Here is a 12,922-nt window from a genome sequence, read left to right on the forward strand (position 1 = left end):
CCGCGCGGGAGGAGATCGCGACCCAGAAAGCGGTGTGGCCTGCCTAGATGGGCCGCGTGTCGTCCGGGTCTACCGGACGGCGCTGCGGCATCAGCAGCAGGATGCTGGCGAGCGGCCACAGCGCGGCTTCCACGAAGCCGTCGATCAAATAGCCCCAGCCGGGAAAGGCCGCGCCCATCAACAGGCGAATGATGAATGGCACCACCTGCGCGCCGACGAGGAGCGGCATCACGGCGAGCATCTGCCAGAGCGGCGAGACCCACAGCACGCGGCGATGAATCGTGATCGCGCCGTACGAGAGCAACGTGTAGGCGAGCGCGTGCTCGCCGAGCAGGCTCGCATTGTGCACGTCCATGAGCAGGCCGAGCAGGAATGCGGTGCCCATGCCCACCTTGCGGGGCTGGTGCACGTTCCAGAACAGCAGCACGAGCGCGACGAAGTCGGGCACGCCGATCAGCTTGCCCCACGGCATCAGGTTCAGCAGGAACGCCGCGGCGAGGCTGAAGACGATGAAGTACGGATTGACCGGCTGCAGGATGTATTGGGGGCGGTTCATGGCTTGCTCCCCTGCGCCGCGCGCGGCTGGCTGGCCGCACGGGCCGTAGCCGGCTTGCCGGCGGCAGCGGCGGGTGCTTTTGCTTCGGCGGCTTTCGGTTTCGTTTCGGCGGGCGGTGCTTTTGCGTCTGCTGCCTTGCCCGTGGTGGCGGCTTTGCTGTCCGGCTTCTCGGTGCCCTTATCGGCGCCCTTGGACGCGCCCTTATCGGTACCCTTGGCGCCTTTCTTCGCCTTCGCATCTTTTGCTGCGGACGCCGGCTCGGGTTCCGCGGGACGTGGCGGCGCGTCGGTCTGATAGCGCAGCACGAGCATCTGGCGCGCGCCGCGCACGGCGGCCACCGGCACGCAGATCACGCGGGCAAACGCGGTGTCGGCCTGCTTGTCCACGCGGATCACCCTGGCGACCGGCAGCCCTGGCGGATAGACGCCGTCGAGCCCGCTCGTCACGAGTTCGTCGCCGACCACCACGTCTGCGCTGATGGGCACGAAACGCAGATCGAGCGCGTCGCCCTTCGGCGTGCCGTAGATCACGCTGCGCAGGCCGGTGCGCAGCACCTGCACGGGCACGGCCTGGTCCTTGTCGGTGAGCAGCGAGACTTCGGATTGCAGCGGGAATACGCGGGTCACCTGGCCCACCACGCCGTCTTCGCTGACGACGGGTGCGCCGTTGTGAATGCCTTGCTGCGAGCCGCTGCCGATCACGATCTTCTGCGTGAACGGATCGGCAGTGTCGTACTGGATTTCGACCGGGATCGACTGCGTGCTGGCGTGCTGCGAAAGCTGTAGCAGCGCGCGCAGGTGCGCGTTTTCCACGCTGAGCGAGGCGGCAAGATTGGCCTCTTGCGCGAGCTTCAGATTCTTCGCGTGAAGCTGGGTGTTTTCGCTGCGCAATTGCGAGCTGGTGACGGCGAGATCCGCCGCGCCCATGAAGAGGTCGCGCGGCACGAGCGCTGCGCGCTGCAGCGGATAAAGGCCCGCACCAAGAATGCCGCGCACGATTTCCAGCGTGTTGAACCGCGCGTCGGAGACGAGCAGCACGAGCGAAAGTACGACGAAAAAGATCAGCCGTACGAGAGCCGACGGGCCTTGCTTGAAGAGGGGCGGCGGACTGTATTCCATGGTCGGCGCCGGGGGCGTGAGCGGTTGGGCGTAACAGCGGCGCTGAAGTGCGCCATCAGCGGGCGGCGGCCCGGGGAACCCGGACGAGCCGCGCCGCTGGCATCAGACAGGAGCCCCGCTTCACTCGTACGAGAAGATGCTGCCGAGCTTGTCCATGCGCTCGAGGGCCATGCCCGAGCCGCGCACCACGCAGGTGAGCGGGTCTTCGGCCACGAGCACCGGCAGGCCGGTTTCTTCGGCGAGCAGCCGGTCCAGGTCGCGCAGCAGGGCGCCGCCGCCCGTCAGCATCATGCCGCGCTCGGCGATGTCCGCGCCCAGTTCGGGCGGCGTCTGTTCGAGCGCGATCTTCACCGACGACACGATCTGGTTCAGCGGATCGGTGAGCGCCTCGAGAATTTCGTTGCTGGAGATGGTGAAGCTGCGCGGAATGCCTTCCGAGAGGTTGCGGCCCTTCACTTCCATTTCCTTGACTTCGGAGCCGGGGAAGGCCGAACCGATTTCCTTCTTGATGGCTTCGGCGGTCTGTTCGCCGATCAGCATGCCGTAGTTGCGGCGGATGTAGTTGACGATGGCTTCGTCGAACTTGTCGCCGCCCACGCGCACGGAGCCCTTGTAGACGATGCCGCCCAGCGAGATGACGCCCACTTCCGTGGTGCCGCCGCCAATGTCCACGACCATCGAACCCGTGGCTTCCGACACCGGCAGGCCCGCGCCGATGGCAGCCGCCATCGGTTCTTCGATCAGGTAGACCTGCGAGGCGCCTGCGCCGTGAGCCGCTTCCTTGATGGCGCGGCGTTCCACCTGGGTGGAACCGCACGGCACGCAGATGATGATGCGCGGCGACGGCGAGAACATGCGCGATTCGTGAGCCGTCTTGATGAACTGCTTGATCATCTGCTCGGTCACGGTGAAGTCGGCGATCACGCCGTCTTTCATCGGCCGGATGGCTTCGATGTTGCCCGGCACCTTGCCGAGCATCTGCTTGGCTTCGCGGCCCACTGCCTGGATGGTTTTCTTGCCGTTGGGACCGCCTTCCTGGCGGATAGAGACGACCGAGGGTTCGTCGAGGACGATTCCTTTACCACGCATGTAGATGAGCGTGTTGGCAGTGCCGAGGTCAATCGCCAGATCGTTGGAGAAGTAGCTGCGCAAAAAACCGAACATTCAAAATCCTGTCTCGCTGGGGCCGTGCCTCGCATCGCAAAGGTGGAGGGCGGCAGCGGATAATTAAACAGCTTCGCGTCGGCGGATGCGCCGCCATGGGGAGCACGAAGCTGCGGGGATGTCTACCGGAGGCTTGCCCGGCTTCCTGCGATCCCGCTGCGGTGTGACGCAGGTCGTTCGGGAAAGGGCGCAGGGCGGTCCGGGTTTGGGTCGAACGCGTAATGATACCTTATAATTTTGCCTGTTTTGCAGGATAAGGACGGTACTTTTTGCTGTCGCCGGCACGTCCTTTCGGGGCCGGTTCCTGCGTCGTAAGCCACTGTCGCGGCACCATTTTTTGCGCGCGGCGACCCACTGAATCTCTTCCGGTGACCGCATGTCCCTGACCCTCAACGATGTGAAGCGTATTGCGCACCTGGCGCGGCTCGAATTACCCGATGCCGACGCCGAGCACACGCTTGCCCAGCTCAACGAATTCTTCGGCCTCGTCGAGCAGATGCAGGCGGTGGACACCACAGGCATTGCGCCGCTCGCGCACCCGATCGAGCAGATCGAAGACGTTGCGCTGCGTCTGCGCGACGACGCCGTGACCGAGGCCGTGCAGCGCGACGAATACCAGCGTGTGGCCCCCGCGGTGCAGGACGGGCTCTACCTTGTGCCGAAGGTGCTCGAGTAACCGCAAAGGCCGCGGGGCGATACCGCGGCCTTGAGCCGCAGGCACCGCGGCGCATGTGGCGACCTTGTGATCGCGTTCCGCCCGATCCGTCGCTCCGCCTCTTTGGCCGTTTTTGCATTCGGGACGCAACCTGCCGGCGGGCAGGCCAGCACCCCACCGGCAGCGCCTTGATGCGCTGCCGCGCTCTCCAGGAACCACGCAATGCATGAAAAAAGCTTGACCGAACTGCGCGCCGCGCTCGCCGCGAAGGAATGTTCCGCGGTGGAGCTGGCGCAGCTGTATCTGAAGCGGATCGAAGCGCAGCAGGGCCTGAACGCCTTCGTGCAGGTCGATCCGGACCTCACGCTCGCGCAAGCGAAAGCCGCCGACGCCCGCCTTGCCGCCGGCGACGCCGGTCCGCTCACGGGTGTGCCGGTTGCCCACAAGGACGTGTTCGTGACGCGCGGCTGGCGCTCCACCGCGGGCTCGAAGATGCTCGCGAACTACGTGAGCCCGTTCGACGCCACGGTCGTGGCGCGGCTGGAACGCGCGGGCATGGTCTGCGTCGGCAAGACCAACATGGACGAGTTCGCGATGGGCTCGTCCAACGAAAACTCCGCGTTCGGTGCCGTGCACAACCCGTGGGACGTGAAGGCCGTGCCGGGCGGTTCGTCGGGCGGCTCGGCAGCGGCGGTGGCCGCGCGTCTCGCGCCGGCTGCCACCGCGACGGACACGGGCGGCTCCATCCGTCAGCCCGCGTCGTTCTCGGGCGTGACGGGCATCAAGCCGACGTATGGCCGCGTGTCGCGCTACGGCATGATCGCCTTCGCTTCGTCGCTGGACCAGGCTGGCCCGATGGCGCGCAGCGCCGCCGATTGCGCCACGCTGCTCAACGCCATGGCCGGCTTCGACGAGCGCGATTCGACGAGCCTCGTGCGCGACGACGAAGACTACACGCGCTACCTCGGCAAGGCGTGGTCTGCCGACGCCGCCGACAATGCCGCTGCGAACAAGCCGCTTGCCGGCCTGCGCATCGGCCTGCCGAAGGAGTACTTCGGCGCGGGTCTTGCCGAAGACGTGCGCGCATCCGTGGACGCCGCGCTGCGCCAGTACGAGGCGCTCGGCGCAACGCTCGTCGAGGTCTCGCTGCCCAAAACCGAGCTTTCGATTCCCGTCTACTACGTGATCGCGCCGGCCGAGGCTTCGTCCAACCTGTCGCGCTTCGACGGCGTGCGCTACGGCCACCGCGCGGCCGAATATCGCGATCTGCTCGACATGTACAAGAAGTCGCGCGCCGAAGGGTTCGGCCCTGAGGTGAAGCGCCGCATCCTCGTGGGCACCTACGTGCTCTCGCACGGCTACTACGACGCTTACTATCTCCAGGCGCAGAAGATCCGCCGCATCATCGCGCAGGACTTCCAGGAAGCGTTCCGCCAGTGCGACGTCATCATGGGGCCGGTGGCGCCTTCGGTGGCGTGGGACATCGGCGCGAAGGGCGACGACCCCGTGCAGATGTACCTCGCGGACATCTACACGCTGTCGGTGAGCCTCGCGGGTCTGCCCGGCATGAGCGTGCCCTGCGGCTTCGGCGCGGGCGCGAACGGCCAGCGTCCGGTGGGCTTGCAGATCATCGGCAACTATTTCAACGAAGCCCGGATGCTGCAGGTCGCGGACGCGTTCCAGCGCGTGACCGACTGGCATCGCAAGGCACCGGGAGGAATCTGACATGCAGTGGGAAGTGGTGATCGGCCTCGAGACGCACGCGCAGCTCTCGACCGCCTCGAAGATTTTCTCCGGCGCATCCACGCAGTTCGGCGCAGCGCCGAACACGCAGGCATGCCCCGTCGACCTCGCGTTGCCCGGCGTGCTGCCGGTCATGAACCGCGGCGCCGTGGAACGCGCCATCCGCTTCGGTCTCGCCATCGGCGCGACGGTGGCGCCGCGCAGCATTTTCGCGCGCAAGAACTACTTTTACCCGGATCTCCCGAAGGGCTATCAGATCAGCCAGTACGAGATTCCTGTCGTGCAGGGCGGCACCGTCACGATTCAGGTGCCCGCCAACGAGAAGACCGGCGCGGCCGCTTACGAGAAGACCATCAACCTCACGCGCGCTCACCTCGAAGAGGACGCCGGCAAGTCGCTGCACGAGGACTTCGCGGGCATGACGGGCATCGACCTGAACCGCGCCGGCACGCCGCTGCTCGAAATCGTCACCGAGCCGGAAATGCGCAGCGCCGTCGAGGCCGTCGCCTACGCGAAGGCGCTGCACGCGCTCGTGATGTGGCTCGGCATCTGCGACGGCAACATGCAGGAAGGGTCGTTCCGGTGCGACGCGAACGTGTCGGTGCGGCCGGTGGGTCAGAAGGAATTCGGCACGCGCGCCGAGATCAAGAACCTCAACTCGTTCCGCTTCCTCGAAGACGCCATCAACTACGAAGTGCGCCGCCAGATCGAGCTGATCGAAGACGGCGGCACCGTGGTGCAGGAAACACGGCTCTACGACCCGGACCGGCGCGAGACGCGCTCCATGCGCAGCAAGGAAGACGCGCACGACTATCGCTATTTCCCCGACCCCGACCTGATGCCGCTCGTGATCGACGCGGCCTGGGTGGAGCGCGTGAAGGGCGAGATGCCGGAGCTGCCGGCCGGCATGCAGCGGCGCTTCGTCGAACAGTACGGCGTGACGCCGTACGACGCGGGCGTGCTCACGTCGAGCAAGGCGATGGCCGCGTACTTCGAGGCCGTGGTGGCGAAGGCGGGCGCAGCTCAAGCAAAGGTCGCGGCCAACTGGCTGATGGGCGAAGTGTCGTCGCAGTTGAACCGCGAAGGGCTCGATGTCGAGCAGAGCCCGGTTTCCGCGGCGCAGCTCGCGCTGCTGCTGCAACGCATCGCGGACGGCACGATCTCCAACAAGATCGCCAAGGAAGTGTTCCTCGCCATGTGGGACGAGAAGGCCACGGACGAAGGCGCCGCGGACCGCATCATCGAGGCGAAGGGTCTCAAGCAGATCTCGGATTCCGGCGCGCTGGAAGCGATCATCGACGAAGTGCTGGCCGCCAACCAGAAGTCGGTGGACGAATACCGCGCGGGCAAGGACAAGGCGTTCAACGCGCTGATCGGCCAGGCGATGAAGGCGACCAAGGGCAAGGCGAATCCGCAGCAGGTCAACGAATTGCTAAAGAAGAAGCTATCCTCGTAAGCCGGCCGGCGGCGCGCCTCAACGTGCCGCAATTCGCGTCATCGCGCGCCCACGCGCATGAACCGAACGGGGCGAACCAGCGGGTTTGCCCCGGCAGGCGCGCCGCAATGCGTTTGTCTTGACTGGAGCACTGGATGGCGAAAGCACCCGACCTCGACGATTTCCGCGTGCCGTTCTTCAGCGAAAGCAAGAAGGCGAAGAAGTTCGCGCTCGCAGATTTCGACCCGGCCGTGAAGCCGTTCTCGCGCGGATCGAAAGACGCCGACCGCGAGCGCCTCACCGAAGTCACGATGAAGCTCGACTCGCAGCAAGACCGGCTCTACGCGCAGCGTTACCAGCGCGTGCTGCTCGTGCTGCAAGGCATGGACACGAGCGGCAAGGACGGCACGATCCGCGCCGTGTTCCACGAGGTCGACCCGCTCGGCATTCGCATCGTGCCGTTCAAGGCGCCCACGCCCATCGAATCGGCGCACGACTTCCTCTGGCGCGTGCACGTCCACGCGCCCGCCGCGGGCGAACTGGCCATCTTCAATCGCAGCCACTACGAAGACGTGCTCGTGCCCTACGTGCTGGGCCAGATCGACGACGTGGAGCGCGAACGGCGCTTTCGCCACATCCGCCAGTTCGAGTCGCTGCTGGCCGAGAGCGGCACCGCGATCATCAAATGCCTGCTGCACATTTCGAAGGAAGAGCAGCGCAAGCGCATCCAGGCGCGCATCGACGACCCTACCAAGCACTGGAAATTCGACGTCTCCGACCTCGCGGCCCGCAAGCTTTGGGACCCGTATCAGACCGCCTATGGCGAGGCGCTCGCGGCCACGTCCACCGAGATCGCGCCGTGGTACGTGATTCCCGCCGACTCGAAGACGCACCGCAACCTCATGGTGGCGGAACTGTTGCTGCGTCTGCTCGAATCGATGAACCTCGAATACCCGGCGGCGAAGGAATCGCTGAAGGGCCTGCAGGTGGAATAGGCACGATCCGCGCGCGCCGGCGCATGAGCACGGCGCCGCGGCAACCCACTACAAAAAAGGAAAGACATGTTGCGTGTGATCACCGCCAACCTCAACGGCATTCGTTCCGCGGCGAAAAAAGGCTTCTTCGACTGGTTTGGCACCCAGGGCGCCGACGTGCTCTGCGTGCAGGAAATCAAGTGTTCGCAGGACGACATGACGCCCGAGTTCCTCGCGCCGCACGACTTCACGGGCTACTTCCAGCACGCGGTGAAAAAGGGCTACAGCGGCGCGGGGCTCTATACGCGGCATGAGCCGGACGAAGTCGTGATCGGTTTCGGCAGCAAGGAGTTCGACCCGGAAGGCCGCTACGTGGAAGCGCGCTTCGGCAAGCTCTCCATCGTGTCCGTGTACGTGCCCTCGGGGTCGAGCGGCGACGAGCGCCAGCAGGCCAAGTACCGCTTCATGGACGAGTTCATGCCGCATCTCGCGGCGCTGCGTGCGGAGCGCGAGGTGATCGTGTGCGGCGACGTGAACATCGTCCACAAGGAAATCGACATCAAGAACTGGAAGAGCAACCAGAAGAATTCGGGCTGCCTGCCCGAAGAACGCGCGTGGCTCACGAAGCTCTTCGACGACGTGGGTTACGTGGACGTGTTCCGCACGCTCGACCAGCGGCCCGAGCAGTACACGTGGTGGAGCAATCGCGGTCAGGCGTATGCGAAGAACGTGGGGTGGCGCATCGACTATCAGATCGCGACGCCCGGCATTGCCGGCAAGGCGAAGCGCACCTCGATCTTTCGCGACATCAAGTTCAGCGACCACGCACCGCTCACGGTCGACTACGACCACAAGCTGAAGGCGAAGGCTTAACGCCGCTGTTCAGCGGGCGTGCGCGGCGTGCCTGCGTAGTCGGGCAGCGCGTCCACCGTGCTGCCCACCGCTTTCGCGTACAGCGGCAGCATGTCGGTGAGCCGCTTCATGATGTCCTTGCGGCGCGCAGTCGTGTACGGATGCACGTAGATGAACCCCTGCTCGCGGTCAGCGCGCGTCGCGACAGCGAGCTTGTCCCATAGCGTGACGGCGGCGCGCGGATCGTAGCCCGCGCGCGAGGCGATGTCGGCGCCGATCACGTCGGCTTCTGTTTCGTCGGCGCTTTCGTACTTCATTTCGAGCAACTGTGTACCGATGCCGAGCGGCGCCGCGCCGAGATCGGCAAGGCCGAACAACTGCGGAATGCTGCCCGAGCCGAGTTGCGCGGCTTGCTGTTCGCCGAGGCGCTCGCGCGCATGTTCGCGCAGCGCGTGCGCGATCTCATGGGCCGTGAGCACGCCCAGTTCGTCATCGTTGAGCCGCACGCGGTCCAGCATGCCGCCGTACACCACGACCTTGCCGCCCGGCAGACAGTACATGCGGACCGCCGGCGACTGGATCACCGCAACGTCCCACTTCCAGCCCTTCACGCGGTCGTTCCACTTCGAGGAGTAGGACGCGAGCCGCTCCACGATGGCGCGCACGCGCTTCACGCGCGCATCGGTGTCCGGGTACAGGCGGTTCTGGTGCTGCGCGCCGTAGACGATCTGCTGAAACTCTGCTGCCGCCTGCGCGTCGAGCATCGACGACGGAATCAGGTTGCGGAACGTGGCCATGTTCGGGCCGTAGCGCACCTCGCCCGAAGGGCTGAAGGGCGTCCCGCCTGGCGTGGAACTGGCGCTCGCGGCCGTTGCGGAAGCCGGCGTAGCCGCAGGCGGATGGCCTGCTGTGTTCGATGCGGGCACCGTAGCAGGGGGCATGCTGGTCGCCGCGCTGGTGCCGCCAGTCGCTGTGCCGGTGCCGCTCGTGCCGGTGGTACTGCCCACGCCAGCCGTGCTGCCCGTGCCACCTGCGGACGCGTCGGCGGCGCGTGCTGCGGGCAATAGCCCCGTGGCCGCCAGCGCCCCCACAATCAGCAACGCGCTCAGCCGGGACGATGCCGGCGACGACGCGCCGCGTCCGCAGTCCGTTGCCACAGTGGCTCGCGGCTTCACGAGCGCAGCCTCCACGGCGCGATGCGCACGAGCAGCAGCATGCCCGGCAGCGCAAGCGCGGTGCACGCAAGGAAGTAATCGAACCAGCCGATTTGCGCGACCACATAACCGCTCGCGGCCGACGCCAGCGTGCGCGGCACCGAGGCGAGGCTCGTGAAAAGCGCGAACTGCGTGGCCGTGTAGCGCGGGTCCGTGGTGCTCGCGATATAGGCGGTGAACGCGGCCATCGTGAGGCCCGTTGCGAAGGTCTCCAAACCGAACACGAGCGCGAGCGCGACGGACCGCGGATCGAGCTGCATCTGCGAACTCGCGCCGAACACGGAGAAGAGCGTGCCCGTGAGATGACTCGCGCCCACCGTGAAGTCGTAGAGCGCAGCGAGCACGGGCGAGCCGGGGCCCACCTGGGCGAGCCAGGCGAAGCCGAGCGTGGAGACCATCTGCAACGCGCCGAAGATCCAGAGCCCGCGCCCGATGCCGATCTTCACCAGCCACACGCCGCCGATAATGCCGCCCGCCAGGCTCGCGCCGAACGCCGTGGTCTTCGCGATCACGCCGATCTGCGTGCGCGAGAAGCCGATGTCGAGAAAGAACGACGTCGAGAGCGTGGTCGCCATCGTGTCGCCGAGCTTGTAAAGGAAGATGAACGCGAGCACAAAGAGCGCGCCGCGCCAGCCGTCGCGTTCAACGAACTCGCGAAACGGCAGGATGATGGCGTCGCGCAGGTTTTTGGGCGGCGTGCCGTGCACCGCGGGCTCGTTCACCACGAGCGTCATCACCATGCCCGGCAGCATGAACGCCGCGGTGACGGCGAACACCGTGGTCCACGGCAGATGGTCGGAGAGAATCAGCGCGAGCGAGCCCGGAATCAGCGCCGCGATCTTGTACGCGTTGACGTGCACCGCGTTGCCGAGGCCTTGCTGCGTGTCAGAGAGCAACTCGCGGCGGTAGGCGTCGATCACGATGTCCTGGCTCGCGCCGAAGAACGCGACGAGCGCGGTGAGCGCAGCCACGGTCCAGATCGAATCGCGCGGCGAGACGAAGCCGAGCGCCGCAATGGCGCCCGCCACGAGAATCTGCGTGAGCAGCATCCAGCCGCGCCGACGGCCCGGCCGCCAGCCTGGTAGACGCGGCACGTAGCGGTCCATGAGCGGCGCCCACACGAACTTCCACGTGTAGGGAAACTGGATCAGCGCGAAGAGGCCGATTTCCTTGAGGTTCACGCCTTCGGAACGCAGCCACGCCTGCACGAGGTAGACCAGCGTGAAGAGCGGCAAGCCCGACGTGAAGCCGAGAAACACGCAGATCAGCATGTGCGTGTTCAGATACGCACGCCACCCGGGATGTTCTTCGTGGGCAGTGAGTGCGGGTACCTCGTGCAGCGGATTCGGCATGTGGCAGCGGTGTGGAGCGTGGGTCAGCGGATGGAGCTGGATTCGCGCCGACCGGCCCCCGTCGCGGCGGCCCGGTCAGCTTTTCCTGACGCGATAGACCGCAAGACTACCACGCCAGTTCGCGCCCCAACGCACCGTCTGGCCGCCGTGCAGCACCACGCGATCGAGAATTTCGATGCCCACTTCCGGCGCGAGCGCCTCGAAGTCCTTGATCGTGAGCACGCGCACGTTCGGCGTGTTGTGCCACTGGTACGGCAGCGATTTCGACACGGGCATGCGGCCGCGCAGCACCGAAAGCCGGTGCGGCCAGTAGCCGAAGTTCGGGAACGACACGATGCACTCTTTGCCCACGCGCACCGTCTCGCGCAGGATCGCGGCGGTCTGGTGGATGGTCTGCAGCGTCTGCGAGAGGATCGCAAAGTCGAAGCTGGCGTCTTCGAAGAGCCGCAGGCCGTCTTCCAGGTTCTGCTGGATCACGTTGATGCCGTTCTTCGTGGAGGCGAGCACGCCGGCGTCGTTGATCTCGATGCCGTAGCCGAACACCTCCAGTTCCTCGGTGAGCAGCGAGAGCAGCGAGCCGTCGCCGCAGCCGAGATCAAGCACCGTCGAGCGCGGTTCCACCCAGCGCGCGATGGCGCGGAAGTCCTCGCGCGTGGCGAGATTGTTGAATGCGGTCTGGTTCATACGCCAACCTCGGCGGCAATGCGTTCGTAATAGGCGCGCATCAGGTTGTGGTAGCGCGCGTCGTCGAGCAGGAAGGCGTCGTGGCCGTGCGGCGCGTCGATTTCGGCGTACGTGACTCGGCGCTTGTGATCGAGCAGCGCCTTCACGATTTCGCGCGAACGCGCGGGCGCGAAGCGCCAGTCGGTCGTGAAGCTCGCGATGAAGTACTTTGCCTTCGTATGGGCGAGCGCAGCGGTGAGATCGCCGTCGTAGGCCTTGGCGGGGTCGAAGTAGTCGAGCGCGCGCGTAATCAGCAGGTAGGTGTTCGCGTCGAAGTACTCGGCGAACTTGTCGCCCTGATAGCGCAGGTACGACTCCACTTCGAACTCCACGTCGAAGCTGAAGTTGTAGGCGTCGTGGGCGCCTTCGGCGCGGCGCAGCGCGCGGCCGAATTTGGCGGCCATGTCGTCGTCGGAGAGGTACGTGATGTGGCCGATCATGCGTGCCACGCGCAGGCCGCGCTTGGGCTTCACGCCGTGGGCGTAGTAGTCGCCGCCGTGGAAGTCGGGGTCCGAGAGAATCGCGGAGCGCGCCACCTCGTTGAACGCGATGTTCTGTGCCGAGAGCTTGGGCGTGGACGCGACTACGATGCAATGGCCCACGCGGTCCGGGTACATCGTGCTCCACGCGAGCGCCTGCATGCCGCCGAGGCTTCCACCCATCACGGCCGCGAATTTTTCGATACCGAACAAGTCCGCCACGCGCACCTGCGCGTTGACCCAGTCTTCGACGGTGACGACAGGAAAGCGCGCCCCATACGGACGGCCCGTGCCCGGGTCGATGCTCATGGGCCCCGTGGAGCCGAAGCACGAACCCAGGTTGTTCACGCCGATCACGAAGAAGCGGTTGGTGTCGAGCGGCTTGTCGGGGCCCACCATGTTGTCCCACCAGCCGACGTTCTTGGGGTCGTCGGCGTAGACGCCCGCGACGTGGTGCGAGGCGTTGAGCGCGTGGCAGACGAGCACGGCGTTGCTGCGCTCGGCGTTGAGGGTGCCGTAGGTCTCGACCATGAGGTCGTAACCGGCCAGCGAGCTACCGTTCTGCAGACGCAGCGGCTCGGCAAAATGCAGTTTTTGTGGAGCGACGATCCCGATGGATTCCATTCATTCCGCCTAGATGACAGGGCGGCTAAATGG

12 protein-coding genes are annotated in these 12,922 nt (G+C 65.9%); 5 read left to right on the forward strand and 7 right to left on the reverse strand.

Features of this window, described 5'->3' with window-relative positions:
* Window positions 1–43: 43 nt before the first annotated feature.
* The 3 genes from mreD to P2869_RS00225 all read right to left on the reverse strand — a co-directional run bounded on the left by mreD (window position 44) and on the right by P2869_RS00225 (window position 2,838).
* Window positions 44–556 carry a rod shape-determining protein MreD gene (gene mreD / locus P2869_RS00215; protein WP_017772377.1) on the reverse strand — a complete coding sequence of 171 codons (513 nt, stop codon included), beginning with the start codon at window positions 554–556 and terminating at the stop codon, window positions 44–46.
* On the reverse strand, window positions 553–1,674 hold the full coding sequence (mreC, locus tag P2869_RS00220) for a rod shape-determining protein MreC (protein ID WP_126878592.1): 1,122 nt from the start codon (window positions 1,672–1,674) through the stop codon (window positions 553–555). The genes mreD and mreC overlap by 4 nt, the downstream gene beginning before the upstream one ends.
* Before the next feature lie 120 nt (window positions 1,675–1,794).
* Window positions 1,795–2,838, reverse strand: coding sequence for a rod shape-determining protein (locus tag P2869_RS00225; protein ID WP_017772379.1), 1,044 nt, complete (start codon window positions 2,836–2,838; stop codon window positions 1,795–1,797).
* 376 nt (window positions 2,839–3,214) lie between these two features.
* Between P2869_RS00225 and gatC the strand changes: the two genes are divergently transcribed.
* The 5 genes from gatC to P2869_RS00250 all read left to right on the forward strand — a co-directional run bounded on the left by gatC (window position 3,215) and on the right by P2869_RS00250 (window position 8,518).
* Window positions 3,215–3,514, forward strand: a complete 300-nt coding sequence (gatC, locus tag P2869_RS00230) for an Asp-tRNA(Asn)/Glu-tRNA(Gln) amidotransferase subunit GatC (RefSeq protein WP_277597137.1) — start codon at window positions 3,215–3,217, stop codon at window positions 3,512–3,514.
* Between the two features lie 201 nt (window positions 3,515–3,715).
* Complete coding sequence (gatA, locus tag P2869_RS00235; protein WP_126878591.1) at window positions 3,716–5,218, forward strand: Asp-tRNA(Asn)/Glu-tRNA(Gln) amidotransferase subunit GatA; 1,503 nt, start codon at window positions 3,716–3,718, stop codon at window positions 5,216–5,218.
* Between the two features lies 1 nt (window position 5,219).
* Window positions 5,220–6,692 carry an Asp-tRNA(Asn)/Glu-tRNA(Gln) amidotransferase subunit GatB gene (gatB, locus tag P2869_RS00240; RefSeq protein ID WP_277597138.1) on the forward strand — a complete coding sequence of 491 codons (1,473 nt, stop codon included), beginning with the start codon at window positions 5,220–5,222 and terminating at the stop codon, window positions 6,690–6,692.
* 134 nt (window positions 6,693–6,826) lie between these two features.
* The gene (locus P2869_RS00245) at window positions 6,827–7,666 is read left to right on the forward strand and encodes a PPK2 family polyphosphate kinase (RefSeq protein WP_017772383.1); all 840 of its coding nucleotides are present in this window, start codon (window positions 6,827–6,829) and stop codon (window positions 7,664–7,666) included.
* 66 nt (window positions 7,667–7,732) lie between these two features.
* Entirely contained in the window at window positions 7,733–8,518 is a 786-nt protein-coding gene (locus P2869_RS00250; RefSeq protein ID WP_199543016.1) for an exodeoxyribonuclease III, read from the forward strand.
* Here P2869_RS00250 and P2869_RS00255 read toward each other — a convergent pair.
* The 4 genes from P2869_RS00255 to P2869_RS00270 form a co-directional block, all read right to left on the reverse strand.
* Window positions 8,515–9,672 (reverse strand): M48 family metallopeptidase, encoded by a 1,158-nt coding sequence (locus tag P2869_RS00255; RefSeq protein ID WP_277597139.1) that lies wholly within the window; start codon window positions 9,670–9,672, stop codon window positions 8,515–8,517. The genes P2869_RS00250 and P2869_RS00255 overlap by 4 nt on opposite strands.
* Window positions 9,669–11,063: an AmpG family muropeptide MFS transporter gene (locus P2869_RS00260; RefSeq protein ID WP_277597140.1), complete on the reverse strand. Its 1,395-nt coding sequence runs from the start codon at window positions 11,061–11,063 to the stop codon at window positions 9,669–9,671. Before P2869_RS00260 ends, P2869_RS00255 begins: the two co-directional genes overlap by 4 nt.
* 75 nt (window positions 11,064–11,138) lie before the next feature.
* A complete protein-coding gene (metW, locus tag P2869_RS00265) occupies window positions 11,139–11,747 on the reverse strand; it encodes a methionine biosynthesis protein MetW (protein ID WP_277597141.1) in 609 nt (202 codons plus the stop codon).
* Window positions 11,744–12,889 (reverse strand): homoserine O-acetyltransferase, encoded by a 1,146-nt coding sequence (locus P2869_RS00270; protein ID WP_277597142.1) that lies wholly within the window; start codon window positions 12,887–12,889, stop codon window positions 11,744–11,746. The genes metW and P2869_RS00270 overlap by 4 nt, the downstream gene beginning before the upstream one ends.
* Window positions 12,890–12,922: the final 33 nt, after the last annotated feature.

This window comes from Paraburkholderia sp. SUR17, assembly GCF_029536165.1.
Classification (GTDB): Bacteria; Pseudomonadota; Gammaproteobacteria; order Burkholderiales; family Burkholderiaceae; genus Paraburkholderia; species Paraburkholderia kururiensis.